At 65.0% G+C, this 23,240-nt stretch carries 28 protein-coding genes; 12 read left to right on the forward strand and 16 right to left on the reverse strand.

The window, feature by feature from the left end; genetic code table 11:
* Positions 1-1,594 (forward strand): cobaltochelatase subunit CobT (cobT, locus tag VK533_RS09560; protein ID WP_324376816.1); only part of this gene is annotated, 1,594 nt, incomplete at its 5' end.
* Positions 1,595-1,679: 85 nt separating this feature from the next.
* On the opposite strand, the gene VK533_RS09565 is transcribed toward cobT, so the two are convergent.
* Together VK533_RS09565 and rpmB are read right to left on the reverse strand one after the other, a co-directional pair.
* Positions 1,680-2,078: a glycine zipper 2TM domain-containing protein gene (locus VK533_RS09565; protein ID WP_324376817.1), complete on the reverse strand. Its 399-nt coding sequence runs from the start codon at positions 2,076-2,078 to the stop codon at positions 1,680-1,682.
* Between the two features lie 227 nt (positions 2,079-2,305).
* Entirely contained in the window at positions 2,306-2,593 is a 288-nt protein-coding gene (gene rpmB / locus VK533_RS09570) for a 50S ribosomal protein L28 (protein WP_324376818.1), read from the reverse strand.
* Between the two features lie 197 nt (positions 2,594-2,790).
* On the opposite strand from rpmB, the gene VK533_RS09575 reads away from it, so the two are divergent.
* From VK533_RS09575 to VK533_RS09590, 4 genes are all read left to right on the forward strand, one after another.
* Positions 2,791-3,048, forward strand: a complete 258-nt coding sequence (locus tag VK533_RS09575; protein ID WP_324376821.1) for a hypothetical protein — start codon at positions 2,791-2,793, stop codon at positions 3,046-3,048.
* Positions 3,048-3,233, forward strand: coding sequence for a YqaE/Pmp3 family membrane protein (locus tag VK533_RS09580; RefSeq protein WP_324376823.1), 186 nt, complete (start codon positions 3,048-3,050; stop codon positions 3,231-3,233). Before VK533_RS09575 ends, VK533_RS09580 begins: the two co-directional genes overlap by 1 nt.
* A gap of 25 nt (positions 3,234-3,258) precedes the next feature.
* On the forward strand, positions 3,259-3,711 hold the full coding sequence (locus tag VK533_RS09585; RefSeq protein WP_324376825.1) for a nucleoside deaminase: 453 nt from the start codon (positions 3,259-3,261) through the stop codon (positions 3,709-3,711).
* Between the two features lie 72 nt (positions 3,712-3,783).
* Positions 3,784-4,662, forward strand: a complete 879-nt coding sequence (locus VK533_RS09590) for a hypothetical protein (protein ID WP_324376827.1) — start codon at positions 3,784-3,786, stop codon at positions 4,660-4,662.
* A gap of 42 nt (positions 4,663-4,704) precedes the next feature.
* On the opposite strand, the gene VK533_RS09595 is transcribed toward VK533_RS09590, so the two are convergent.
* The 4 genes from VK533_RS09595 to VK533_RS09610 all read right to left on the reverse strand — a co-directional run bounded on the left by VK533_RS09595 (position 4,705) and on the right by VK533_RS09610 (position 9,056).
* Positions 4,705-5,094 (reverse strand): response regulator, encoded by a 390-nt coding sequence (locus tag VK533_RS09595; RefSeq protein ID WP_324376829.1) that lies wholly within the window; start codon positions 5,092-5,094, stop codon positions 4,705-4,707.
* 27 nt (positions 5,095-5,121) lie between these two features.
* Positions 5,122-7,554: an ATP-binding protein gene (locus VK533_RS09600; RefSeq protein WP_324376831.1), complete on the reverse strand. Its 2,433-nt coding sequence runs from the start codon at positions 7,552-7,554 to the stop codon at positions 5,122-5,124.
* A 176-nt stretch (positions 7,555-7,730) separates the two neighbouring features.
* Positions 7,731-7,961 (reverse strand): hypothetical protein, encoded by a 231-nt coding sequence (locus tag VK533_RS09605; protein ID WP_324376833.1) that lies wholly within the window; start codon positions 7,959-7,961, stop codon positions 7,731-7,733.
* A gap of 135 nt (positions 7,962-8,096) precedes the next feature.
* A complete protein-coding gene (locus VK533_RS09610) occupies positions 8,097-9,056 on the reverse strand; it encodes an EAL domain-containing protein (RefSeq protein WP_324376869.1) in 960 nt (319 codons plus the stop codon).
* A gap of 271 nt (positions 9,057-9,327) precedes the next feature.
* Between VK533_RS09610 and VK533_RS09615 the strand changes: the two genes are divergently transcribed.
* On the forward strand, positions 9,328-9,729 hold the full coding sequence (locus VK533_RS09615; protein ID WP_324376835.1) for a hypothetical protein: 402 nt from the start codon (positions 9,328-9,330) through the stop codon (positions 9,727-9,729).
* A 166-nt stretch (positions 9,730-9,895) separates the two neighbouring features.
* Complete coding sequence (locus tag VK533_RS09620) at positions 9,896-10,390, forward strand: hypothetical protein (RefSeq protein WP_324376837.1); 495 nt, start codon at positions 9,896-9,898, stop codon at positions 10,388-10,390.
* Between the two features lie 130 nt (positions 10,391-10,520).
* Here VK533_RS09620 and VK533_RS09625 read toward each other — a convergent pair whose 3' ends face one another.
* The 4 genes from VK533_RS09625 to VK533_RS09640 all read right to left on the reverse strand — a co-directional run bounded on the left by VK533_RS09625 (position 10,521) and on the right by VK533_RS09640 (position 14,051).
* Positions 10,521-10,949 (reverse strand): DUF2141 domain-containing protein, encoded by a 429-nt coding sequence (locus VK533_RS09625; protein WP_324376839.1) that lies wholly within the window; start codon positions 10,947-10,949, stop codon positions 10,521-10,523.
* A complete protein-coding gene (gene dxs / locus VK533_RS09630; RefSeq protein ID WP_324376841.1) occupies positions 10,946-12,865 on the reverse strand; it encodes a 1-deoxy-D-xylulose-5-phosphate synthase in 1,920 nt (639 codons plus the stop codon). The genes VK533_RS09625 and dxs overlap by 4 nt, the downstream gene beginning before the upstream one ends.
* Positions 12,866-12,933: 68 nt before the next feature.
* Entirely contained in the window at positions 12,934-13,401 is a 468-nt protein-coding gene (locus VK533_RS09635; RefSeq protein WP_324376843.1) for a Fur family transcriptional regulator, read from the reverse strand.
* A 71-nt stretch (positions 13,402-13,472) separates the two neighbouring features.
* Positions 13,473-14,051, reverse strand: a complete 579-nt coding sequence (locus VK533_RS09640) for a PEPxxWA-CTERM sorting domain-containing protein (protein WP_324376845.1) — start codon at positions 14,049-14,051, stop codon at positions 13,473-13,475.
* 117 nt (positions 14,052-14,168) lie between these two features.
* Here VK533_RS09640 and VK533_RS09645 point away from each other — a divergent pair, with 117 nt between their 5' ends.
* Positions 14,169-15,272 carry a COX15/CtaA family protein gene (locus VK533_RS09645; protein ID WP_324376847.1) on the forward strand — a complete coding sequence of 368 codons (1,104 nt, stop codon included), beginning with the start codon at positions 14,169-14,171 and terminating at the stop codon, positions 15,270-15,272.
* Between the two features lie 56 nt (positions 15,273-15,328).
* Here the strand turns inward: VK533_RS09645 and VK533_RS09650 are convergent, their stop codons facing one another.
* Both VK533_RS09650 and VK533_RS09655 read right to left on the reverse strand, forming a co-directional pair.
* Complete coding sequence (locus tag VK533_RS09650) at positions 15,329-15,523, reverse strand: hypothetical protein (protein WP_324376849.1); 195 nt, start codon at positions 15,521-15,523, stop codon at positions 15,329-15,331.
* Positions 15,524-15,546: 23 nt separating this feature from the next.
* Positions 15,547-15,720 carry a hypothetical protein gene (locus VK533_RS09655; RefSeq protein WP_324376851.1) on the reverse strand — a complete coding sequence of 58 codons (174 nt, stop codon included), beginning with the start codon at positions 15,718-15,720 and terminating at the stop codon, positions 15,547-15,549.
* Positions 15,721-15,974: 254 nt separating this feature from the next.
* On the opposite strand from VK533_RS09655, the gene rplM reads away from it, so the two are divergent.
* Positions 15,975-16,454, forward strand: a complete 480-nt coding sequence (rplM, locus tag VK533_RS09660) for a 50S ribosomal protein L13 (RefSeq protein WP_324376853.1) — start codon at positions 15,975-15,977, stop codon at positions 16,452-16,454.
* Positions 16,454-17,029 carry a 30S ribosomal protein S9 gene (gene rpsI, locus VK533_RS09665; RefSeq protein ID WP_324376855.1) on the forward strand — a complete coding sequence of 192 codons (576 nt, stop codon included), beginning with the start codon at positions 16,454-16,456 and terminating at the stop codon, positions 17,027-17,029. The genes rplM and rpsI overlap by 1 nt, the downstream gene beginning before the upstream one ends.
* An 81-nt stretch (positions 17,030-17,110) precedes the next feature.
* Here the strand turns inward: rpsI and VK533_RS09670 are convergent, their stop codons facing one another.
* On the reverse strand, positions 17,111-18,007 hold the full coding sequence (locus VK533_RS09670) for a LysR family transcriptional regulator (protein WP_324376857.1): 897 nt from the start codon (positions 18,005-18,007) through the stop codon (positions 17,111-17,113).
* A 107-nt stretch (positions 18,008-18,114) separates the two neighbouring features.
* Between VK533_RS09670 and VK533_RS09675 the strand changes: the two genes are divergently transcribed.
* Positions 18,115-18,900, forward strand: coding sequence for an SDR family oxidoreductase (locus VK533_RS09675; protein WP_324376859.1), 786 nt, complete (start codon positions 18,115-18,117; stop codon positions 18,898-18,900).
* Between the two features lie 104 nt (positions 18,901-19,004).
* Entirely contained in the window at positions 19,005-19,703 is a 699-nt protein-coding gene (locus VK533_RS09680) for a DUF6629 family protein (RefSeq protein ID WP_324376861.1), read from the forward strand.
* An 81-nt stretch (positions 19,704-19,784) separates the two neighbouring features.
* Here VK533_RS09680 and VK533_RS09685 read toward each other — a convergent pair whose 3' ends face one another.
* From VK533_RS09685 to VK533_RS09695, 3 genes are all read right to left on the reverse strand, one after another.
* Positions 19,785-21,248 (reverse strand): hypothetical protein, encoded by a 1,464-nt coding sequence (locus VK533_RS09685; RefSeq protein ID WP_324376863.1) that lies wholly within the window; start codon positions 21,246-21,248, stop codon positions 19,785-19,787.
* A 167-nt stretch (positions 21,249-21,415) separates the two neighbouring features.
* The gene (locus VK533_RS09690; RefSeq protein ID WP_324376865.1) at positions 21,416-22,270 is read right to left on the reverse strand and encodes a class I mannose-6-phosphate isomerase; all 855 of its coding nucleotides are present in this window, start codon (positions 22,268-22,270) and stop codon (positions 21,416-21,418) included.
* 168 nt (positions 22,271-22,438) lie between these two features.
* Positions 22,439-22,987 (reverse strand): hypothetical protein, encoded by a 549-nt coding sequence (locus VK533_RS09695; protein WP_324376867.1) that lies wholly within the window; start codon positions 22,985-22,987, stop codon positions 22,439-22,441.
* Between the last annotated feature and the right edge of the window lie 253 nt (positions 22,988-23,240).

The following is a 23,240-nucleotide window of genomic DNA, read 5'->3' on the forward strand; positions in this document are numbered from 1 at the left end:
GCACGCGCGGGCCGCACCCGCCGATGCCAACGCCCGATCGGTGTTCGACGCGGTCGAACAGGCACGGGTCGAGGCGCTCGGCGCGCGCGCCATGGCCGGTGTCCGCGCCAATCTGGCCCATGCGCTGGACATGCGGCTGCGCTCCGATTCGCTGACGCGCGCACGCACGCGGGCGGAAGTGCCGCTCGCCTCCGCGCTCGGCCTGATCGTGCGCGAGCGGCTGACCGGGGAGAAGCCGCCAGTGATCGCCGAGGGCGGGCTCGCTTTGGTGCGCGACTGGATCGAGGAGAAAGCCGGCGCCGATCTCGACGCGCTCGGGCTCACGCTCGACAATCAGAGCGCGTTCGCACGGCTGGCGACGCGGCTGCTCGAGGATCTCGAACTGATCGAGGCGCAGCCCGAGGCGACCGAGCCCGAAGAATCTTCGGGCGAGGACGGCGAAGAGCCCGACCAGGGCGAAGAGGGCGAGGACGATCAGGACCAGCCCGGCGGCCAAGCCGACGGCCAGATGGACGTCCGCTCCGATTCGACCTCCGAGGACGATGAGACCGGAGAGACGCGCGAATCGCAGGAAGGCGAATTCGAGGGCGACGGCCAGGAAGGCGATGATGGCGACGAAGGCATGCAGCCCGTCCGCCCGAACCGACCGACCGCGGATTCGCCCGGCTTCCTCGACTATAAGGCCTATACCACCCGCTTCGACGAGGTCGTGACCGCGACCGAATTGTGCGACGAGGAGGAACTGACGCGGCTGCGCGCTTATCTCGACCAGCAGCTGATCCATCTCCAGGGCGCGGTGACCAAGCTCGCCAACCGCCTCCAGCGCCGGCTGATGGCGCAGCAGAATCGGTCTTGGGAATTCGACCAGGAAGAAGGGCTGCTCGACGCCGCGCGGCTGGCGCGGGTCGTGGTCAGCCCGGCGCATTCTTTGTCCTACAAGATCGAGCGCGACACCGATTTCCGCGACACGGTGGTGACGCTTTTGATCGACAATTCGGGCTCGATGCGCGGTCGGCCGATCTCGATCGCGGCGATCTCCGCCGACATCCTCGCGCGCACGCTCGAACGGTGCGGGGTCAAGGTCGAGATTTTGGGCTTCACCACCCGCGCCTGGAAGGGCGGCCAGTCGCGCGAAGCGTGGCTGCAGGCGGGGCGACCGGCGGCGCCGGGGCGGCTCAACGATCTGCGCCATATTCTCTACAAGCGTGCCGACGATCCGTATCGCCGCGCGCGCAAGAGCCTCGGCCTGATGATGCGCGAGGGGCTGCTCAAGGAGAATATCGACGGCGAGGCTTTGTTATGGGCGCATAGCCGGCTGATCGCGCGGCAGGAGGAGCGGCGCATCCTGATGGTGATTTCGGACGGTGCGCCGGTCGACGATTCGACCCTGTCGGTCAACAGCGGCTCGTATCTTGAACGGCATCTGCGCCAGGTAATCGCCTGGATCGAGACGCGCTCGCCGGTCGAGCTGGTCGCGATCGGCATCGGCCATGACGTCACACGCTATTATCAGAAGGCGGTCACGATCATGGATGCCGAGCAACTCGGCGGCACAATGGTCGAGCAGCTGGCGGGCCTGTTCGACGCGGATTAACCGCTCCTCTGGGCGCATCGCTCGCTTGCGCGCCGTCTTCTCCCCAGCCGAGGGGACCGCGGGAGAAGTCTCTATAAAAAGGGGATCAATCGCAGTCGCGGTCGGCGGCGTGGCCCACCAGCGCGCCGGCGCCGGCGCCGGCGAGCGTACCCGCCGCACGATTGCCGTGACGGCCGATCGCGGCATTGCCGAGCAGACCGCCCGCGATCGCGCCCAATATCGTTCCGGCGCTGCCATGGTCGCAGTGTTCGCGCGGCCGACGATAATCGGCCCGGCGCGGGGGTGGCGGCGGATCGTAGCTATCGCGCGCATAGCCCTGGCGGTCATAGCCGTCGCGATCGCGCGTGCGGTCACGGTCATGGCCGTAACCGTCGCCATAATAAGGCGCGGGGGTGCCGTAAGATTGGGCGCTCGCCGCGGTCGGCGCCAGCAGCGCAGCCGCGATCACCGCGGCGCCGGCCAGCTTGAGCGTCCCGAACGGCATACCACTCTCCTCGAACTCATGGCGATACATCCGCCATGAGGAGGCTTATGCGGTCCTGCCGCTGAGTGGAGACTGAATGGCTGTGTTAGCCGCCGTTAATCTTGGCGGCTCAGGCATTTAGACGAAAGCGCGGGCGCTAGAGCCTGATCGTTATCGGTGGAAGCGCCGTGCGCTTCCGCTGATGACGTGAATCAGGCTCTGTTCAATAGAGCCCACCGGGTCGGGGCTCAGGCGGCCACCGACGCCTTTTCGATCTCGCGCTTCAGGCGACGCGCGCGCAGCGACAACGTTTCCGACTTGGCCTTGGTCAGCCAATTATCGAGACCGCCGACATGCTCGACCGAACGCAGGCCGTGCGTCGAGACGCGCAGCTTCACGCCCTTGCCGAGCTTGTCCGAGATCAAAGTCACGTTCTGCAGGTTGGGCAGGAACGTCCGCTTGGTCTTGTTGTTGGCGTGGCTCACATTGTGGCCCACCTGCCGGCCCTTGCCGGTCAGCTCGCAAATACGCGCCATGCGCTGAAATCCTGAAATCAATGGTCTGGAAAGAGCGCGCCGATAGCGGTGCCGCCCCAATTCGTCAAGGTCGCAAGGGCAAAAGCGGCGTTTTCCGGTGCCGCGCGCGCGGTTGAGCCCGCTGGAGCCCCGGCCCGTCATGCAACCGAGTCGATTAACGTACGTTAGCTCGGCAACAGAACAGTGGGAGAGATACGATGCGTGCGGTTGTCACCATCCTGGCTATCATTGTCGTGATCGCGATCATCGCGGTCGCGACTGGTTTCGTGAACCTGCACAGCACCCCCGGCTCGCTGCCAAAGGTGAGCGTCGAGGGTGGTCAGGCCCCGACCGTCGCCGCCAATGTCGGCAGCGTCGATCTGGGCACCAGGAACGAAACGGTGGACGTGCCCAAGGTCGGCACCGTTCAGAAGACCGTCGCGGTTCCGACCGTCGCCGTCCACAAGGCACAATAATGGATCGGCCGAGCGTGGCGGCGGTGATCGCGGCGATCCTGCTGCCGCCGCTCGGCATCTTCCTCGCGCGCGGGCTGGGTCTCGAATTCTGGATCGGCACGCTGCTGACCGCCCTGTTCTGGGTACCGGGCATCCTGTTCGCGTTGGCGGTGGTGTTGCGTCCGACCCTGCTCGCTCGCGCCTGAGCCGTACTGCCGCTAAGGGAGGGCCATGCCCTTCCCTCTCCCCGTCCCGATGCGGCGTGCGCTCGATCTCGCCGCCGAAGCCGCCCTGGCGGGCGAGGTGCCGGTCGGCGCGGTGATCGCACGCGGCGAGGAGATTATCGCCACTTCCGCCAACATGATGCTCGCCGGCAACGATCCGACCGCGCACGCCGAAATCGTGGCGATTCGCAGGGCGGCCGAGGCGCTCGGCCAGTCGCGGCTCGATGGTCTCGATCTGTGGGTCACGCTGGAGCCGTGCGCGATGTGTGCCGGTGCGATCGCGCATGCCCGAATCGCGCGGCTTTATTATGCAGCGGAGGATCCCAAGGGCGGCGCGGTCGCGCACGGGCCCCGATTCTTCCAGCAGCCGACCTGCCACCACCGGCCCGAAGTCTATCCGGGGATCGGTGCCGAGGAGGCGGCAGGCCAGCTTCGGGAGTTCTTCGCGGAGCGGCGATAGGGTCTCTACCGATCCGTCTTTCAACTTGCCTGGACGACTCTAAAAAGTAAGATTCAGACAGGGGAGGAATTCATGATCCGCGTGACGGTGCTGGCCTTGGCCTTGCTCGGTGCTTCGGTGCAGGCCGCAACGCCCGCCGAAATCCTCGTCCATGACGAAAAGTCCCAGCCGGAAAGCCTGACGTTGCGGCCGGACGGGGCGCTGATCGCGGGCAGCGCCAACTCGCCTTATGTCTATCTGGTCAGGCGGGGCTCGGCCACGGCCGAAACCTTCGTGGACGCGAGCGCCGAAGGGCCGGGGACCTTCTTTTTCGGCCAATTGGCGGACCCCGCCTCGGATACGCTCTGGACGTGCCAGTTGACGCCCGTGCCGGACACGAAGCCGGTTATCCGGCACACCAGCCTGCGCGGCTTCGACCTCAAGTCCGGCAAGGAAAAGCTGCGCTGGACCCTGCCCGGCGAGAACTCGACCTGCAACGATTTCAGCGTCGGCCCCGATCATGCGCTTTACATCACCGATACCGCGAACGCGAAGATCTACCGCCTGGCGCCCGGCGCGCAGGCCCCCGAGCTGTTTCTGGAACACCGCGTGTTGATGGGCATCGACGGCATCACCTTTTTGGATGGCGTGCTTTATGTAAACAACGTCGTTTTCAACAAGCTCTACCGCATTCCCGTGGACGCGTCCGGCAAGCCGGGCGCGCCGGTGGACATCTGGATGGATGCCCCGGTCAAAGGGCCGGACGGCATGCGGGCGGCAGAAGGCAAGCTGTTCCTTGCCGAAAATGGGGCGGGCAAGGTGGATGCTCTGACGATCCAGGGCGACATCGCGCATGTCACAATGCTCAGGGAGGGTTTGAGGGTGCCGACGGCGGTCGAGCCGCACGGCGATATGCTCTGGTTCACCGAACGCGGCACCGGCAAGGCCTGGTCGATTCCCCTGCCCAAATAGGCATTCGCAGCGAAGCGGCCCAAGAACGGGCCGGGGACCGCCCTAGTTCAGCATCATCCGGCTGTTGCCGCGCGCGATCAGCCGGCCGATCGCGTCGAACAATTTGTTCATGGCGACGGGCTTGAGGATCACCTCGTCGGCACCCTGGTCGATACAGTCGCGGCAGATGTCGAGTGCGGTGTCGGCGGTGACGACGATCACGGGCACGCCCGCTTTCTCGTCGGTGCGCGCGCGGATGTGCTTGATCGCGGTGAGTCCGTCCATGCCGGGCATGCGCAGATCCATCAGCACGATATCGTACTGACGCTCTTCGATCATCTGCAGGCCGCTCTCGGCGTCATGCGCCTCGTCCATGGTCGCGCCCGCGACCGTCAGCATGTCGCGCACCACGCGGCGGTTCATTGCATCGTCCTCGACGAACAGGATGTTCATCCTACACTGCCTCCGCCGCAGAGCCGTTCATGCCGCAATGTTCCGGCTCGCGATTGGTTGGCCATAGACTCTATTCATTTCGGAGAGAAGATCAGGCGCGCTGATCGGCTTGGCAACCACATGTGTCACGCCCTGCTCCGCAAATGCAACGAGCAACTCAGGCGTGGGCTCGCGCCATAGCAAGGTGAGGCGCGTCTGGGCCGCGGCGCAGGCGGCGGCAAGCTCGCCCGCTCCTGCCGGATCGAGCCCGAGCGCGGAGCCTTCTGCGATGACATGATCGATACCACCCTTGGCCAGCACCTCGAGCGCGGCGGGCACATCGATCACGAACTGTACATTGGCGCATTCGCCCGCCAGCAAGGCGCGCATGATGCCCTGACCCAGCGGATTGGGCTCGATCATCAGCAATTCGGCGGTAGTGAGGCTGGTCGCCGCCGGGCGATCGGCCCGCGCGATCTCGGCAGCACCACGCTCCAGCGGCAAGGTCAGCGTGAAGGTCGATCCCGCACCCAATGTGCTCGTAACCTCGACGTCGCCACCCATCGCGCGCGCCAGGCTGCGGCAGATGGCGAGGCCGAGGCCGGTGCCACCGTGTCGGCGCGTGACGCCGCCATCGACCTGGCGGAACGATTCGAAAATATCCTCGATCCGGTCGGCGGGAATGCCGATGCCGCTGTCGGCGACCCGAATCACCAGCCGTTCCTGGCCATCGTCCTCATCCTCTTCGGACAAGGCCGCGAGGCGGACCTGGCCGCGATCGGTGAATTTGATCGCGTTTGACATCAGGTTGAAGATGATCTGGCGCAACCGCACCTCGTCGGCGATGATCTTGCCGGGGCAGTGCTCAAGATCGAATTCGATCCCGATCCGCTTGGTTTCCGCCTGGCCGGTCCACACCGTCACCGCATCTTCGAGCAGGCGCTTCAGATCCATCTCGCCGGTCTGGATGCGCAGCTCGCCTGTCTCCATTTTGGCGACGTCGAGGATGTCGTCGACGAGAGCCTTCATCGTCTCGCCCGCGCCGTGGACCAGCTCGATCCGGCCGCGCAGCGTCGGGTCGAGCGCGCGTCCCGCCAGGATGACCTGGGTCATGCCGAGGATGCCGTTCAGCGGCGTGCGGATCTCGTGGCTGGTCGTGGCAAGGAATTCGGTCTTGGCGGCGAGCGCCTTTTCCAGCGCGACGTTGGTTGTGCTCAGCGTGGTGTTGGCGGCACGCACCTGGTTGCGGCTGCGCCGGATCGACAGGAAGCCGATCAGCAGCATGGTCGAGATGATCGCCGCCGCCGACAGCAAGGCGAGCAGCATGCGATTGCGGAAGCGCGCCCGCGCCTTTTCCTGCTCGGCGCGCAGATCGCGGATGCGCAATTCCTGATTGGTGAAATTGAAGCGGGCGTTCATCAGCGCGGCGCTGGCGGAGGCGGCCAGCGAGCGCTGTTCGTCATCCAGCCTCTTGAACGCCTCGAAATGCTCGAGCGCCTTGGCCTCGTCGCCACGCCGGCGATAGATTTGGTACGCCGTGCGATGAAGATCGAGCAAAGGTATCGCCGCGTCGCTGGTCTTGGCCCCGGTAAAGGCCAATTCGATCAGGTTCGCGGCGCGATCGAGATCGTTGCGCTTGAGCGCGACCAAAGCCGCCATGCCATTCAGTGCGGGCCGCCACGCCGCGGCCGGGCCCGACTGGGTGATCGTAAAGCCGCGCGCCAACGACGCCGAGGCGCCGTTGAAATTGTCGAGATTGGCCTGCGCCTTGGCAAGGTTTTGCAGGATGCGCGCCTGGAGAAGCGCGCTCTGTAATTGCTCCGCATAGCGTAGCGCCTGCGTGTAGCGCGCCTGGGCATCGGCGAAGCGCCCCAGTTCGAACAAGGCGTTGCCAAGGTTGTTATAGGCGGACAGCAGCAGCAACGGATCGCGCGAATAAGTATCGATCGACTGCTGGTTATAGGTGATCGCGGTCTCGTAATCGCCGGCATTGGAATAGATCGCCGCGATATTCTGTAGCGCGATCGCTTGGCCGCGCGCCGCATTGGCCTTGCCGAACACGCGGAACGCCAGTTGGTTGTCGCGTAGTGCATCGGGCAGGCGGCCCAGCATCTGCGCGGTGCCGCCGCGCGCCAGGATCAGTTCGCCCCGGACGGCGGAATCGGGCTGCAGGGCGGTGATGGAGGGCAGTTCGGACGCGATCACGGCTGCGGCTTCGCGCGGCTTGTCGAGGTTGATCAGTGCCTCCGCCTCAAGCCACGCCGTCTTCGCCTTGGCGGCTGCGGGCGGCTGGCTCAGCGAATATTTTCCGAGGTTTTTGCGCAGGGCCTGGGCGTCGACCAACGCCTTTTGCGGATTGGCCATGATCTCGACATGCACGGCCTCCGCCGCGCGGTCGAAATCGCCCAGCTGCGCCTGCGCGTAAGACGCGCCTGCAACGGCAAGGGAAAGCGCCGCCATCCTTGCGACCAGCCCGCTCATTTCGCTCCTAATCGACCGCTTGGCGGTCCGTAGCGCCGGCAGGTTAACGCTTTTCGACACGCGGGCGCAATTCGCCTTGTTACGAGGCCGCCACGGAAATGACAGCCGGGAGTTGCGGGCAATAAAAAAGGCGCGCCGGTCGGGCGCGCCTTTTTAGAATTCCGAGAGGCCGAAGTTTAGCTCGGGCGAACCGGACGGATGTTGTCCATCGACGGACGAACCGGACGGATATTGTCCATCGAGGGGCCGACCGGACGGATATTATCCATCGACGGGCGAACCGGACGGATGTTGTCCATCGACGGCTTGACCGGACGGATATTGTCCATCGCGAATGCAGGCGCTGCTGCCGTCACCGCCATCGCCAGAACCGTGGTGATGCCGAGAACCTTGGAAGCCTTGAACATAAACTCTCCGTCGCCTGCACGGCAAAATGCCACGCGTCGACGAAAGAGTTACTAAATCGTAAACCCCTTTTCAAGCATTATTAATGCGTTGTTAACCATTTAGCGGCGGTTGTTACCAAAAGTGTTACAGCGGCATCATCCCGCCCGGCCCGCCCGGCCTAACCAATTGAATCCCAAGGAAGCTTCCGGTGTCGCGTCTTCGCGCGCATCAAGGAAGGCGCGCAGGTCGCCCAGCGCCATCGGCATCGCGATCAGAAATCCCTGGATCACGTCGCATCCCATGACTTTCAACAAAGCCAGCGCTGCGGGCGAATCGACTCCCTCGGCCGTCACCTCCATATCGAGCGCGTGGGCAAGGTCGATCGTCGAGCGCACCAAGAGGGGGTCACGGTGGCTGGACGACAGGCCGGAAATGAACATCCGGTCGATCTTGAGCTCGTGCGCCGGCAGCTGCTTCAGGTACGCCAGGCTCGACAGGCCGGCGCCATAATCGTCGATCGCGATCTTGATGCCGGCGTCGGCGAACAGGTGCAGGTTGCGAAGCGCGCCTTCCGGATCGGCGATCATCGCGGTCTCGGTGATCTCGAACCCGATCGGGCCGGAGGCGGCGCTGACCGTGGCGAGCGCCCATTCGGCGAAATCGCGATCCGGCAACACGCGTGCCGAGATATTGACGTTGAAGGTCAGCGCGTGGCCGCAGGACGCGAGGCTCGCCTGCTCGACGATCGCCTGACGGATGACGTATTCGGTCAGCCGCCGCATCTCGCCGCGCTCTTCGGCGAGCGCGATGAAATCGTTGGGACCGATCAGACCCCGGGTCGGATGGCGCCAGCGCACCAGGGTTTCAACCGCCATCACCTCGCCCGAACGGGCGCGCATCTTGGGCTGGTGGACCAGAAAGAATTCGTTGCGCGTGACCGCGTCACTCAGATCATCGGCCAGGCTGGAGACGGCGGGAAGCGCGGGGGCGATTTCGCGGGAGGTGCGGGCTGCGTCCTGGCGCCGCCACAACACCGCCGCGACGATGCCCGCGACCGCGCCGATAGCCGCCAGCCCGCCAAAGGCGAGGCCGAAGGGAATCAACAAGGCGAGCATCGATGGCACGTCAGCACTTATCCACAAGACTATAAACAGAATGTTAAGGCTGTTCTTCAGGACTCTGGCAACCCGAAAAGCGCCGGGGAACCGTTTTCACACGCATTTCCTTACCACAAACGCGGCTCGATGGTTAATTATCCGCGATAAGTTGAGGAACCGGGCGCGAATATGGTTGCCAAGGCCGAAAGCCTGTCCGGTCTGCAGCGGGCTCATCTGCGGTTCAGTCAGCCATGATAGAACGGTCGCAGAACGACATCGGAGACGTGAAATGCGTACCCTCCCCCTCTGCCTGGCCGCCCTGCTGGTCACTACACCGGCCCTGGCGCGCCAATCGACGCAGGAACGCGGCGAGGCCGAACTCGCCAAGCAGGTTGCCGGCCTTGTCCCCGGTAAGCCCGTGCAATGCATCGCGCTGTCGCAGTCGGATGGATCGACGATCATCGACGGCACCGCGATCGTCTATCGCGGGATCGGCGGCAAGCTGTACGTCAACCGGCCGAACGGCGCGGAGATGCTGCGCGAGGACGATATCCCGGTCCAATATGTCTACGGCTCGCAATTATGCCGGATGGACCAGATCAAGCTGCTCGACCGATCGACCCGGATGGAACGCGGCTTCGCCAATCTCGGCGACTTCGTGCCCTATACCAAGCCCGGCAAGAGCGAATAAGCCGCCGGAAAGGCGTTCCCCACGGTCGGTTTTCCGGCGACGATCCGCTGCGCTGCCGCGCTTTTCACGCCGCTTTCACGCGCGCCTGACGTCCGCTCGACGGTGCGCGCCCTAATCCACACCCGAATCGGACGCCGCACTTGGCGGCGCCGGAAGGGATTGGGCGATGGCTTATTGGGACGCGGCGGCGAACGAGGCATTGGGGCTGGCGGAGCGCGCGCCGGTGCGCGAAATCCGGCTGGGCGCGGTCGAACGCGAACTTATCCTGCGCGCGCGGCGTGACGCGCAGGCGCATCGCCCTGGCACCCGCCAAAGCGAGCCGCGGCTGGAAGCGTTGCGGCTTTACGCCATGCTCGGCCGCTATCGCCGCGACGTGGCGCCGTCGCTGATCGCGGCCGGCTTTTCGCCGGCCGAACGCCGGGTCATCGATGCGATGCTCGATGCGCTGCCGATGCGCGCGCGTGCCGCTCAGCCCGCGACCGGACGATTGGTCGTGGCGATACTGATCCTGATTCCGCTGCTGGTCGCGGCCGGGGCTTTCGGTTGGGCCAGTATCTATGTGCAGGACAGGCTGATCGCGGTGGTGATCGCGGGGCTCGCCGTGTTGCTGCTCACCCCGATCATCAGCGGGCTCCACGCGCCATCGCGAAACGGCTCTTGATGGGGTCCCGCACCGGCCCGCACCCCCACCCGGCCTCCCATAGAATAGCCTGACTGGGAGGCCGTCGGGGTCCCCACGAAGTATTACTTCGTGGGATGCCGTGCGTGGGGGTGCGGGCCGGTACGGCTCTTCAACCGAGGAAGTAACGCACCGTCACGGCGATGTGCTGCGCCGCCGCGCCATGATTGAAAGCGGCGACCGAAAAGCGCGGATAGGTCAGATGCGCCATCGCGTCGTTGGAAAAGCCGATCCCCTCGCGCGGAATGCCGATCCAGTTGCGCGCGAGCTTGCTGTCGGCGTCGGCGTCATGGAAAGCTTGGACCGCATAGCGGCCGGGCGGCACGTCCGGCACGACCACCGTCACGATCCCGCCATGGGCGGGCGCGGATGCCGACCAGGGGCAATTGCCGAGGAACAAGTCACGCGGGCACACGCTGACGCGGACCATGCCCGTGGCCGCGCGCACGCCCGAAACCTCGACCGTGATCGACGCGGCCGGGTCCGCCGCCGGTGCCGCACCGGTCAGCAGCAAAGCGGCCAGCGGCAGCCAGATCCTCACCCGGCGACACCCACCCCGAGATCATTGTGGCGAAGCGCACCCAGCACGGTCGCAACCATGCCGTCGGCGTCGAGCCCGGCCTCGGCATATTGGCGCTCGGGCTTGTCCTGCTCCTGGTAGCGATCGGGCAGCCGCAAGGTGCGCAGCTTGAGCCCATTGTCGATCAGCCCTTCGTCCGAGGCGAGCGTGAGCACATGCGCGCCGAAGCCGCCGACCGATCCCTCCTCGACCGTGATCGCGACCTCGTGGGTCGTCAGCAACTTGCGGATCAACGCCTCGTCGAGCGGCTTGGCGAAGCGCAGATCGGCGACGGTGGTCGACAGGCCCTGCGCCTCCAGGCGGTCGGCGGCCTTGAGCGCTTCCTCGAGCCGCGTGCCGAGCGAGAGGATCGCGACCGTCTTGCCCTCGCGCACGATCCGGCCCTTGCCGATCTCGAGCCGTTGCGGCTGATCCGGGATCGCGATTCCGGTGCCGGAACCGCGCGGGTAGCGGACCGCGATCGGCCCCTTTTCGTGGGCCGCCATGGTGTGGACCATATGGGTCAGCTCGGCCTCGTCGGCTGCCGCCATCACCACCATGTTTGGCAGGGTGCACAGATAGGCCAGGTCGAACGATCCGGCATGGGTCGCGCCGTCCGCGCCGACCAGCCCGGCGCGGTCCATCGCGAAACGGACCGGCAGATTCTGGATCGCGACGTCATGGACGACCTGGTCGTAGGCGCGCTGCAGGAAGGTCGAATAGATCGCGCAGAACGGCTTCATGCCCTGCGCAGCAAGTCCGGCGGCGAAGGTCACGGCATGCTGTTCGGCGATGCCGACGTCGAAGGTGCGATCGGGGAAGGCCTGCGAGAAGCGGTCGATGCCGGTGCCGCCGGGCATGGCGGCGGTGATCGCGCAGATGCGGTTGTCCGCCCGTGCTTCGCGGATCAGCGCGTCGGCGAAGACGTTCTGGTAGGCGGGCGGGCCCGACGGCGCCTTGGCCTGTTCGCCCGAGACGACATCGAATTTCTGCACGCCATGATATTTGTCGGACGCCGCCTCGGCCGGGGCATAGCCCTTGCCCTTCTTGGTCACGACATGGATCAGGATCGGACCTTCCGACGCGTCGCGGACATTCTCCAGCACCGGAATCAGATGGTCGAGATTATGGCCGTCGATCGGGCCGACATAATAGAAACCGAGTTGCTCGAACAACGTGCCGCCCATCGCCATGCCACGCGCGAATTCGTCGCTCTTGCGCGCCGCGTCATGGAGCGGGCGCGGCAATCGGCGCGCGATCCGCTTGGCGATGTCGCGGATCGACAGGAACGGCTTGGACGAGACCAGCCAGGCGAGATAGGCGCTGAGCCCGCCGACCGGCGGCGCGATCGACATGTCATTGTCGTTGAGGATCACGATCAGCCGATTGCCCGCGGCTTCGGCATTGTTCATCGCTTCATAGGCCATGCCTGCCGACATCGCGCCGTCGCCGATGATCGCGATCGCCTTGCCGGGCTTGCCCGACAATTTGTTGGCGACCGCGAAACCGACCGCCGCCGAGATCGAAGTCGACGAATGCGCCGCGCCGAACGGATCATATTCGCTTTCGCTGCGGCGGGTGAAACCCGACAGACCCCCGCCCTGGCGGAGCGTGCGGATGCGGTCGCGGCGGCCGGTCAGGATCTTGTGCGGGTAAGCCTGGTGGCCGACGTCCCAGATCAGCGTGTCGCTGGGTGTGTCGAACACATAGTGGACGGCGGTGGTGAGCTCGACCACGCCGAGGCCCGCGCCGAGATGGCCGCCGGTCGAGGACACGGCCGAGATGGTCTCGGCGCGCAGCTCGTCGGCAACCTGCCGGAGCTGCTCCGGCTTCAGGCGGCGGAGATCGGCGGGCGCGTGAATCGTGTCGAGCAGGGGAGTAGCGGGACGATCAGACATCGGCCTGACTTAGGCTGTTGTCGCGCGAAGGCAAAGCCGCTGCGCTTCAGTTTCCTGTATAGTCCGTGTCAATTTTCGGTGCAGTTGCGGCAGCGTCCGGTAACTTCGATCACGGGGCGTATGGGCGTGAAGCCCGCGCTGTCGGCCGCCTTGCGCACGCGATCGGTGAGCGCGTCATCGTCGATATGCGTGGTCTGGCCGCAGGCGTCGCATACCAGGAAGATGCAATCGTGGCGGCAGGCCGGGTGCGCGTTGACGACATAAGCGTTGGCGGTCTCGACCCGCTGGGCGAGGTTCTTGGCCACGAACAGATCGAGGATGCGATAGACGCTGTTGGCGGCGACGCGCCGGTCTTCCGATTTCGAGATCGAATCGGCGATGTCATACGCCGATGCCGGCCGTTCGAACCCGGCCAAGGCCGAGAAAACCGACGCGCGCATCGGCGTCCATTGCTCGCCCGCTTTCTCCAGCGTGGTCTGCGCCTCGGCCTCCAGCTCCGCGCCGTCGGCGATCTTGTGGTCGTGGGCGTGCACCATCGCGGCAAAATAGGCCGCGCGGCCGGCCGCTACAAGCTTTGTGAACCGCCCCGATTCGTTTCGGTGACGGGTTAGCCGAAGCTGACCTTGCTCGTCCGGCGTGCGCGCATGACCCCGCCGATCGCGCCGAAGCCGCAGAGCATGAGCGCCCAGGAGGCGGGCTCGGGTACGGACGGTGGGGGCGGCGGTGGCGGGGCGGCGGCGGCGTTGCCGATCGTCAACGTGTAAGAGTGGATCACCGCCGGCGTCGGTCCATCGGGGTCGAACCAGTCCGTGAGCGTGAAGCTTCCCGTCGTGAAAGTCGGATGAAGCTCGCTCCCCGAATAAAGCGTCGGCCCGTTGGTGGAGAGCAGGATATCGTCGCCATCGCCCGCGGTATCGACTTCGATGCCGCCGCCCTCGGCCTGGGTGAAAAACCAGACGTCTCCCTGGAACGGGTCCGCGACCGTGTTGATCGCGATGTTGTTCAGCGAGAATTGGGTCGCGATGATGTGGTTGCTGGTCGAGGTCGGCATGACCGGCAAATCGAAGCTGTAATAAAAGTAATAGCTGTCGTCGCCGATGATCGTGAACCGATAGGTTGGCGGCGCGGCGAAGGCCGGTGCGGCGAGCGTGAAGGCAATGGCACATGCGAGCGAAAAGATCTTCATGATGAATCCCCCCCAATTGAAGTCATCAACCCAGCGAATCTTGATCTAAATCAGTACACTGAAGTCCTCGCTGAGTCACCAGGCTCATCGGCCGTCGGTCGCAACCGGCTGCCTGGCATGACCATGATGCCTGCGATTGCGCCCGGGCCCGTCGCAGGCCATAGCCCGCTCGTGGCCCGTTCCTATCGTTCGCAACCCCGCCCGCGTCTGCTCGGCTTCTGGCTGCTCATCGTGGCGGCGCTCGTGTTCGCGATCGTGGTCGTCGGCGGGATCACGCGGCTGACCGAATCCGGGCTGTCGATCACGCAATGGGATCCGATCCTGGGCGCGATCCCGCCTTTGAGCGCCGCGCAATGGCAGCGCGCGTTCGACGGCTACAAGGCGATCCCCCAATATCACGCCTTTAACAGCGGGATGACGCTCGAAGGCTTCAAGCACATCTTCTTCTGGGAATATCTGCATCGCCTGCTGGCGCGCGCGATCGGCGCCGTGCTGGCGATCGTGCTGCTGGTTTTCTGGTGGAAGAAATGGATTCCCAAGGGGTTTGGCTGGCGCACCTTCCTCATCCTCTGCCTGGGCGGGCTGCAGGGTGCGATCGGCTGGTGGATGGTCGCCTCGGGGCTTGAGGTGCGGACCGAAGTCAGCCATTTCCGCCTTGCTATCCACCTGCTCGCGGCGATGCTGATCTATGCGGTTTTGATCTGGACCGCGCTCGATCTGTTCGCGCTCGATCGTAACGTGCGCAATGTCCGGCTCAAGCTGTGGCCGTTCGTCGCGATCCTGATGCTCGCGGCGCAACTGATGCTCGGCGCGTTCACGGCGGGCCTCCGCGCGGGCTACGCCTTCGCGTCCTGGCCAAAGATGGGCGAGCAATGGTTTCCGTCGGGCGGCTGGACGCCGGGCAAGGCGCTGTCGTTCAACCTCGCCTCCAACCCGATCGTGGTTCAGTTCGAGCATCGCTGGTGGGCCTGGGCGGTGGCGATCGCGGTGTTCCTGCTCGCTCTAGCGTCATGGCGCGCGCGCCGGCCTGGTCGCGCGGTGGTGCTGATGGCGCTCGTCGCGGCGCAGATCGCGCTCGGCGTCGAGACCTTGCTGAGCGGGGTCGACCTGGATCTGGCGGTGACGCACCAGGCGACCGCGGCTTTGTTGCTCGCGGCGATGATCTGGGCGGCGCATGGCGTCGGCGCACAGCAACCCGGTGCGCGGCGTTCGCGGCGCTGAATTCGCGACCGGGCCGGAGAGCCGGCGCGCGCCTCAGTCGAAACGCGCGCCCGCCCTCATTTCTTGCAGAAGCCGAGGCAGGCCAGGAAGCCGGTGATCACCGAGCCGCCAATGGTTACCCCGATGCAGGCGAGGACGACCGGAATCGCCCCGGGCCCACTCAGCGCGCCGGAAACGGCGCCGAGCAGCAGGCACGCCACCAGGCAAATCACGCCGCGCCAGCCGAGCTGATCGCCGAAGAATTCGGCCACGCAGGCTTTATAGCAGGCCCACATTACTTTTCTCCCCCGGTAGAATCCTTGCCGCACTTGCAGGCGCCGGCGGCAGTGAGGATGGTGGCAAGGACCAGCGCGCCCTGATGCATCGGATCATGTTCCGCCCATCGGTAGATCCAGAGCCAAGCCGCTGCGAGTAATACGCCGAACAACCAAAGCAGGATCTTCTCCATGGTGGGTCTCCCTTTGTTATGACCGCGTAACAAAGTTAACACCGATCCTCGATGCCGCCTAAGGAATTCATCCCGATCCGGTCCTAATCGTTAATCGGGCCATGGTATTAGAATACCTCACGCGAATAAGGCGGATTTGCTTGACTTTTTGATGGTCGGAACGCATTTGGCCGCATCGGCGCCGTCCTGATTGGGCGGCGCGATTGTTTTTCGGGCCCGCCGCATCGGCTGCCCACCAACCAAGGGTCATGTCCATGAGGGCGCTCTCGAAGCAGACCAAGTCGGCGACGCCGTCGACGGTCGAAAAGAAATGGCATCTGATCGATGCGGACGGGCTGGTCGTCGGCCGCGTCGCGTCGCTGATCGCCAACATCCTGCGCGGCAAGAACAAGCCGAGCTACACGCCGCACATCGATTGCGGCGACAATGTCGTCGTGATCAACGCGGACAAGGTTCGCTTCACCGGCAAGAAGCTCGACCAGAAGGTCTATTACAAGCACACCGGTTATGCCGGCGGCATCAAGGGAATCACGGCGGGCAAGGTGCTCGACGGCAAGTTCCCGGAGCGCGTGCTCGAAAAGGCCGTCGAGCGCATGATCCCGCGCGGCCCGCTCGGCCGCCAGCAGATGCGCAACCTGCGTATCTTCAAGGGCGCGGAGCATGATCATGCTGCGCAGAGCCCGCAGCTCCTCGACGTCGCGGGCATGAACCGCAAGAACAAGGTGGGCGCATAATGTCCGACACCCGTCAGTCCCTCGCCGATCTGGCGAGCCTCACCGGCCAGGAGGCGCCTGCCGCCTCCGCGCCGGCTGCCGCCGCCACCCCCACGACGGATGCCGCTCCGGCCGCCGACGAAGCGCCGGTCTCGCAGTCGGGCCCGGCCCCGGCTCCGGTCCCGCTGCGCGAGCAGATCATCGACAAGCAGGGCCGCGCTTATGCGACCGGCCGTCGCAAGGACGCGGTCGCCCGCGTCTGGATCAAGCCCGGCTCGGGCAAGATCACGGTCAACGGCCGCGACCAGGAAGTCTATTTCGCGCGTCCGACTTTGCGCCTCGTCATCAACCAGCCGTTCGGCGTCGCCGAGCGTGATGGCCAGTATGACGTGATCGCAACCGTCAGCGGCGGTGGCCTTTCGGGCCAGGCCGGCGCGGTCAAGCACGGCATCGCCCAGGCGTTGACCCGTTACGAGCCGGTGCTGCGTGCCCCGGTCAAGGCGGCCGGCTTCCTGACCCGCGACAGCCGCGCGGTCGAGCGTAAGAAGTACGGCAAGGCCAAGGCCCGCCGCAGCTTCCAGTTCTCGAAGCGCTAAGCTTCCAGGCTACGAACAAGGCAAAGGGCGGTCCCGGGATACCGGGGCCGCCCTTTTCTTCTGCGGTCCGCCCGACAGGCGTCAGTCCGCCAGGATCAGATCCCGATCGAGGAAGTCCAGAAAGGCGCGCACCCGGAGCGCAAGGCGCTGGTGGCCGTCGTACAAAGCGTGGATATCCTCGCCGTCGCCGGGATTGAAGGGCGCAAGCACCTCGATCAGCTGCCCTGCCGCGATGTCCGCCGCGACATGAAATCGCGCGAGGCGTGCGATGCCGCCGCCCGCGATCGCCATGCCTCGCACGACTTCTCCCGAATTGCCGAAGAACGGGCCGTCCACCGGGCGCTGGACGACGCGCCCGTTGATCCGGAACGGCCAGCTGTCGACGCTGCGGCGAAAGCTAAAGCGCAGGCAATCGTGCCGGACGAGGTCGCCGGGTTCGTCCGGCATGCCATGCCGCTCGAGATAGGCCGGGCTCGCTACCAGCACCATCCGGCTATGGCCCAGCTTCTTCGCGCGCAGCCGCGTGTCGCGGAGCGGGCCGATCCGGATCGCGATGTCCGCCCGCTCCTCGATCAGGTCCACCAGCGCGTCCGATAAAGACAGTTCGACGGTTACGGCGGGGTAGGCTTCCATGAAGGGTGGCAGGATCGGCAGCAGACAATGTATGCCAAATGGCACCGACGCGTTGATGCGCAGCGGGCCGCGCGGCCCGGCTGGCGCCTGGCCCAGGCTCTGCTCGACCGCGTCGACCTCGGCCAGCAGTGCCGAGATGCGATCGCGATAGGATTCGCCCTCCGGCGTCAACGCCAGCGATCGCGTCGTGCGCTGAATCAGCAGCACGCCCAGCCGCGCCTCCAGCCGCGCGATGCTGCGGCTCACCGCCGACGGCGTCAGCCGCAGCGCCTTCGCCGCGGCGGCGAAGCTGCCGCCGTTAGTGACCGCCAGGAACGTTTCCATGTCGCCGATGCGATTGTCCATGTGTGTCATTCATGATTCTAATGAACTTTCATTGTGCTATACTGCTGTCTAATCATCAATGCCGCGATCTCCTATCTCCAGATCAACACGAACAGGAGGTTCCGATCATGGATCTGCAACTCAAGGGGAAGACCGCCCTCGTCACCGGCTCCACCGCCGGTATCGGTCTCGCCATCGCCGAGCGGTTTGCCGCCGAGGGTGTGGACGTCGTCGTTTCCGGCCGCAGCCAGGACAAGCTGGACGCCGCGGTTGCGCAGGTCGGCAAGGCCGGGCGCGTGCGCGGCATCCTTGCCGATCCGGGCACGGCCGTAGGGGTGGATGCGCTGATCGCGGCGGTGCCGTCGGTCGATATCCTGATCAACAATCTCGGTATCTATGAAGCCAAGCCCTTCGCCCAGATCACGGACGAAGACTGGACGCGCTTCTTCGAGATCAATGTGATGAGCGGCGTCCGCCTGTCGCGCCATTATTTTCCCAGGATGCTCGAGGCCGATTGGGGCCGAATCATCTTCATCGCGAGCGAAAGCGGGCTGCTGACGCCGGGCGAGATGATCCATTACGGCACCACCAAAACCGCCCAACTCGCCATTGCGCGCGGCCTCGCCGAACAGACGCGCGGCACCAATGTCACCGTCAATTCGGTGTTGCCGGGCCCCACGCGCTCGGAAGGCATCGTCGAATTCATCCGATCGGTGGTCGACAATAAGGATGCGCCGGAAGCCGAGCGCGAGGCGGAATTCTTCACCCGATTCCGGCCGCTGTCCCTGATCCGCCGGCTGATCGAAGCGGACGAGATCGCGGCGATGGTCGCCTTCCTGGCAAGCCCGTTGGCTGCCGTGACAAATGGCGCGGCGATTCGGGCCGAGGGCGGAATCGTACCCACGATCGCGTAAGCCACGAATATCACCGGCGGCGAAGGGCGGTCCGGCTTTCCGGATCGCCCTAAAGGGCTGCAGATCGGCCACGGTGCGCGATCCGGCACATAAGTTGTGGCGAAATGGCCGCGCGCGACGCACAGCGGACATTCCATCGCCAGGAAAATCCCATGTGCTTCTCGCCTACCGCCAGCTTCGTTGCCGCTGGCGTGATCGCTACGATCGGCGTCGCGACCTTGCGCCATGTCCGCGAGCCGCGAACCCTGCTGTTCGCCGCGGTGCCTTTGCTGTTCGCCTTCCACCAATTCACCGAAGGGATGGTCTGGCTCGGGCTTGACGGCACGATCAGCCAGGTCGCGCTGCATCGCGCCTCCTTCCTGTTCACGATCTACGCGCAAGGCCTGCTGCCGACCCTGATGCCGGCCGCGGTCGCGCTGATGGAGCCGCCCGGCCGGCGGCGCACCGCGATCATCGGATTGACCGCGATCGGCGCGGTGGTGAGCGCGTGGGATCTGTGGGGCCTGCTCTTCTATCCGAGCCGGGTGTTCATCGATCATGCCGTGATCGCCTATCGCAATCCGCTGACCGGCAATCTCTTCATCTCGCTGCTCTACATCCTCGCCACGTGCGGTGCGCTGCTGCTGTCGAGCCATAAGGTCGTGCGCTGGTACGGCGTGCTCAACGTCATCGGGCTGAGCATCGTGCAGCTTGTGCGGGATTATGCGTTTGCCTCGATCTGGTGTTTCTACGCGGCGACGCTCAGCGTGATGATCTATTGGCAATTCCGCCAGCGGAATATCACCGTCGACGTGCGCAGCTAGCGCCCCTCCCCCACTCCCCGGCAAAAGAAAGGGCGGCCCGTTTCCGGACCGCCCCAGTCGTTAGGAGAGGATGGTAGGCCTTTAGAAGCGGATCTGGCCGAACAGGCCGAACTCGTCGTAGGTGCCGCGGCCGCCGACCAGCGAGCCGGCCGGATTGGCGCCGCCGATCGTGCCGTTCTGCGTGCCGAACGTGCCGTCCTGGACGCGCTCATGCTTGTAGACGAGCGCCAGGTCGACAATCTTGACCGGTTCCCACTGGATACCGACGTTGTAATAGCCGTCCTTGGTATTGTCGTTCGTGATCTTGGTCGGCTTGATCCAGTCGTAGCGACCGAACACGCTCCAGGTCTTGTTGAAGTTGACGTTGCCGAACGCCGAGATGCCGTCCGCCTTGTCCTCGGCCACGGTGGTGACGTTCTTGTAATCCTTGGCGTGGAAATATTCGAGGCCGACGTTGAACAGCTTGTTCTTGTAGCCGACCAGCGCATCTTCGCGGCTGGCGGTGTTCGGCGTCACGGCACCTTCGGTGTCGTTACCGAGCTTGCCCGAATAACCGCCGACCGCTGCGTAGAAGCCCTTGTAGTTCAAGGACACGCGGCCTTCGACGTCGACCGAGTTGGAGACCTTGACGTTGCGGTAGCCGCCACCGTCGACCACCGACACCTGATAACTGATCAGACCGCCGGCGAGATCGCCGAGGACATGGATACCCCAATCGGCCGAAGTGGCGAAGCTGGTGCGATCCGCGATCGTGTTCTCGATATGACGATAGCCATACTGGCCTTCAACATAGGGAACCCACGGCAGATCGGCCGCGCCGAGGCGGACGATGAAGGCCGGATCGAGCTTGGCCTGCAGATAGGCCTTCTTGATGTAGAAGCCCTTGCCGACCAGGCCCGGCAGGTTGGTACCCGCGGGCGTGCCGGTCGAGGTGAAGTTCTGCGAGTTGGTCTGACCGACGACGTTGGACACGTCCATCGTCACGTTCGCCGCGAAGATCGGGCTGAACGTATGGTCGACGCCCAGATAGAAGCGCTTGATGTTGAAGCCGGTGCCGTTGTTCGAACCCGTGCCAACCGGCTTCACGCCGTTGACCTTGGTGTCGACGTTGGAGAAGTTGAAATACATGCGGCCCGAAACGGTGGTCGAATCCCACCACTTGCCCTTGGAGAAGGTGGCGAGCTCGGTCTTGACCGCGGCCGGGACGGCCTTGGTCGCGGCCTTGCTGGCGTCGGACGCGGCAACCTGCGCGGCACTGGCGGCGGTCTGGGCCTGCGCGGCCTGAGTCGCGGCGCTCGATGCGGCAACCTGGGCGTTGTTGACGTTGGCGACGGTCTCGCGCTGCGCGGCTTCCTGCACGTTCAGGCGTGCGCTCAGATCAGCGATCTGTTCCTGCAAAGCCTTGACCTGCTCCAGCAACGCGCTGTTGGCGCTGGCCGACGGAGCCTTCTTGTGATGGACGGGCGCCTTGGCGAGCGTGGGCGCAGCGCAAAGCGCGAGCGCGCCGAGCCCCGCGCCGGCGAGCAGCGTGCGACGGATTGTCATTGGTAATTCCCCTTGGACCGGCCCCTTTGGCCGACGGAGAATCGGGTACGACGCTTTTGTGACAGTCTTATGTAACGGACCCGGCATGAGTGCTCGTCCGAACGTCGGAAACAGGCGAAAGCGAGTCCCGCGCCAACCTGTGTCAGTCTTGCATCAGGTCGGCAGGGTCAGCCCCACAGGTCCTGGATCACGCCCGATTTGGGGTAAGCGACGACCATGTCCGCGCCATCGTCGAGCGTCAGCGCGCTCTCGCCTTCGGCCAGCCACACCCCGCCTGCCTCGAACGTATCGCCGTCGATTTGGCCCCTGCCCGAAATCGGGACCAGCCAGATCGGCCGGCCGTCGCTCTTGAGCGTTCCGCTGCCCGACTCGCGCCAGCGTTCGAGCACGAACTTCGGCCCGTCGGCCAGGATTTCGCGGCCCGGCGAAATGGCGTGCGCCTTGTAGGGCGCGACATAAGGGACCGGATTGCTGGCGGCGACGCCCGCATCGAGATGGAGTTCACGGTCGCTGCCATAATCGTAGAGGCGATAGGTCAGGTCGACATTCTGCTGGACCTCGATCACGGTCAGGCCCGGCCCGATCGCGTGGATCGTGCCTGCGGGCGTGTAATAGCTATCGTCCTTCTTGACCGCCTTCCAATCGAGCAATTGCTCGATCGACCCGTCGAGCGAGGCGGCGCGCAATTCGTCGCGCGTCATCGGGCTGAGCGTGCCGATCGCGATCGAGGCGTGCGGATCGGCGGCGAGCACGACCCAGGCCTCATCCTTGCCGCGCGGATAGCCCTGCTTCTGCGCGGTGGCGTCGTCGGGATGGACCTGGACCGACAGCCGGTCGCTGGTGAACAGATATTTGATCAGCAGCTCCGGGCCGCTTGTGCTGCCGTCCTTCTCGCCCGGCACCTCGAACCAGATTTCGCCGACCGGATTGCCGCCCGCCGGAACCGATTCGAACGCGGGCCACAGATCGCGCCGCCCCCACGGCTTCTCGACGCGCTTGGTGGTGAGGCGGATGGCGGACATGGACGGTCTCCCCGGACGACTCTGAATCGTTCAATGCCGCCGAACGCCGGGGAAAGCGATGGCGTTCCGACAATTGAGGCCGTCACCCCAGCGAAAGCTGGGGTCTCAGGAGAGATGCCGTGCCCTTGCCTCATGAGATCCCAGCTTTCGCTGGGATGACGGGCTAATTCAGTTCGGCAGCGGCTCTTCGATCTTGTCGACCCATTCCGGGTAGAAACAGGGCTGACGGCTCGACCAGCCGGGCGCGGTCGCGGCGGCTTCGCTGATCGACTGGAGCAGCACGCGGCGCTTTTCCGGGTGAAGGTGCGGCAACGCCGCCGCTGCGCAGAAGGCGCCGGGCAGCCACGGCCGCACACCGCCGCCAATCAGCCGCTCGTAGAGGAAACGGTAAGAGGCGAAGCTTTCGAGCCGGCCTTGGCCCAGATCGAAGGCGGTGATCGTGATCAAGGGCGAGAAGAAAGGCTCCATCTGATCGAGCCCGCTATCATCGGGCAGATGATCGCGGATGTGATCGAGGCGGCAATAGATGCGGGACTGGGCCTTGATGCTGGCGGCTTCGACCACGTCGCGCGACCAGCGCGTCATCGGATCCTGGCGCGACAGGCCGATATCCAGCGACCGCCTGATGTAGCGCTGCGTCGCTGCGGGGAAACCCGCAAACTCTTTCATCTCAGCCAGGGACATCGCCCCGTCGGCTGGCCTCATCTGCACGCCCATACTGCCCTCCCGCCCAGAGAAGATTGCAAGGCTAAGCACGGCATGGTTGCCGGGCTTTTAACCCTGCGACGTCAGCTCTTGGGGTAGAGAATCATGGAAAGTGTTGCGGCGCAACATGTCTTTTGCGCAACAGATAGGCGAAATGCGACGAAAGGAGCGCCACATCTAGTGGCGCACCCTCCAGATTGACGCTGCGAAATTAATGTTCGTCGGCGAGTTTGGCCTCGGCTTCGGCGTCATAACCCGACGACGG

Origin of the sequence: Sphingomonas sp., from assembly GCF_035317925.1 — a bacterium.
GTDB lineage: Bacteria > Pseudomonadota > Alphaproteobacteria > Sphingomonadales > Sphingomonadaceae > Sphingomonas_I.

Excerpts from the sequence above, each read along its gene's own strand:
- VK533_RS09675 (WP_324376859.1), top strand. The coding sequence starts at position 18,115 with ATGGATCTGCAACTCAAGGGGAAGACCGCCCTCGTCACCGGCTCCACC.
- VK533_RS09580 (WP_324376823.1), top strand. The coding sequence starts at position 3,048 with ATGGATCGGCCGAGCGTGGCGGCGGTGATCGCGGCGATCCTGCTGCCG.
- VK533_RS09670 (WP_324376857.1), bottom strand. The coding sequence starts at position 18,007 with ATGGACAATCGCATCGGCGACATGGAAACGTTCCTGGCGGTCACTAAC.
- VK533_RS09590 (WP_324376827.1), top strand. The coding sequence starts at position 3,784 with ATGATCCGCGTGACGGTGCTGGCCTTGGCCTTGCTCGGTGCTTCGGTG.
- VK533_RS09585 (WP_324376825.1), top strand. The coding sequence starts at position 3,259 with ATGCCCTTCCCTCTCCCCGTCCCGATGCGGCGTGCGCTCGATCTCGCC.
- rpmB (WP_324376818.1), bottom strand. The coding sequence starts at position 2,593 with ATGGCGCGTATTTGCGAGCTGACCGGCAAGGGCCGGCAGGTGGGCCAC.
- dxs (WP_324376841.1), bottom strand. The coding sequence starts at position 12,865 with ATGTCTGATCGTCCCGCTACTCCCCTGCTCGACACGATTCACGCGCCC.
- VK533_RS09605 (WP_324376833.1), bottom strand. The coding sequence starts at position 7,961 with ATGTTCAAGGCTTCCAAGGTTCTCGGCATCACCACGGTTCTGGCGATG.
- VK533_RS09575 (WP_324376821.1), top strand. The coding sequence starts at position 2,791 with ATGCGTGCGGTTGTCACCATCCTGGCTATCATTGTCGTGATCGCGATC.
- rplM (WP_324376853.1), top strand. The coding sequence starts at position 15,975 with ATGAGGGCGCTCTCGAAGCAGACCAAGTCGGCGACGCCGTCGACGGTC.
- VK533_RS09685 (WP_324376863.1), bottom strand. The coding sequence starts at position 21,248 with ATGACAATCCGTCGCACGCTGCTCGCCGGCGCGGGGCTCGGCGCGCTC.
- VK533_RS09640 (WP_324376845.1), bottom strand. The coding sequence starts at position 14,051 with ATGAAGATCTTTTCGCTCGCATGTGCCATTGCCTTCACGCTCGCCGCA.
- VK533_RS09615 (WP_324376835.1), top strand. The coding sequence starts at position 9,328 with ATGCGTACCCTCCCCCTCTGCCTGGCCGCCCTGCTGGTCACTACACCG.
- VK533_RS09595 (WP_324376829.1), bottom strand. The coding sequence starts at position 5,094 with ATGAACATCCTGTTCGTCGAGGACGATGCAATGAACCGCCGCGTGGTG.
- rpsI (WP_324376855.1), top strand. The coding sequence starts at position 16,454 with ATGTCCGACACCCGTCAGTCCCTCGCCGATCTGGCGAGCCTCACCGGC.
- VK533_RS09635 (WP_324376843.1), bottom strand. The coding sequence starts at position 13,401 with ATGGTGCACGCCCACGACCACAAGATCGCCGACGGCGCGGAGCTGGAG.
- VK533_RS09565 (WP_324376817.1), bottom strand. The coding sequence starts at position 2,078 with ATGCCGTTCGGGACGCTCAAGCTGGCCGGCGCCGCGGTGATCGCGGCT.
- VK533_RS09690 (WP_324376865.1), bottom strand. The coding sequence starts at position 22,270 with ATGTCCGCCATCCGCCTCACCACCAAGCGCGTCGAGAAGCCGTGGGGG.
- VK533_RS09695 (WP_324376867.1), bottom strand. The coding sequence starts at position 22,987 with ATGGGCGTGCAGATGAGGCCAGCCGACGGGGCGATGTCCCTGGCTGAG.
- VK533_RS09600 (WP_324376831.1), bottom strand. The coding sequence starts at position 7,554 with ATGAGCGGGCTGGTCGCAAGGATGGCGGCGCTTTCCCTTGCCGTTGCA.
- VK533_RS09645 (WP_324376847.1), top strand. The coding sequence starts at position 14,169 with ATGACCATGATGCCTGCGATTGCGCCCGGGCCCGTCGCAGGCCATAGC.
- VK533_RS09680 (WP_324376861.1), top strand. The coding sequence starts at position 19,005 with ATGGCCGCGCGCGACGCACAGCGGACATTCCATCGCCAGGAAAATCCC.
- VK533_RS09610 (WP_324376869.1), bottom strand. The coding sequence starts at position 9,056 with ATGCTCGCCTTGTTGATTCCCTTCGGCCTCGCCTTTGGCGGGCTGGCG.
- VK533_RS09655 (WP_324376851.1), bottom strand. The coding sequence starts at position 15,720 with ATGGAGAAGATCCTGCTTTGGTTGTTCGGCGTATTACTCGCAGCGGCT.
- VK533_RS09620 (WP_324376837.1), top strand. The coding sequence starts at position 9,896 with ATGGCTTATTGGGACGCGGCGGCGAACGAGGCATTGGGGCTGGCGGAG.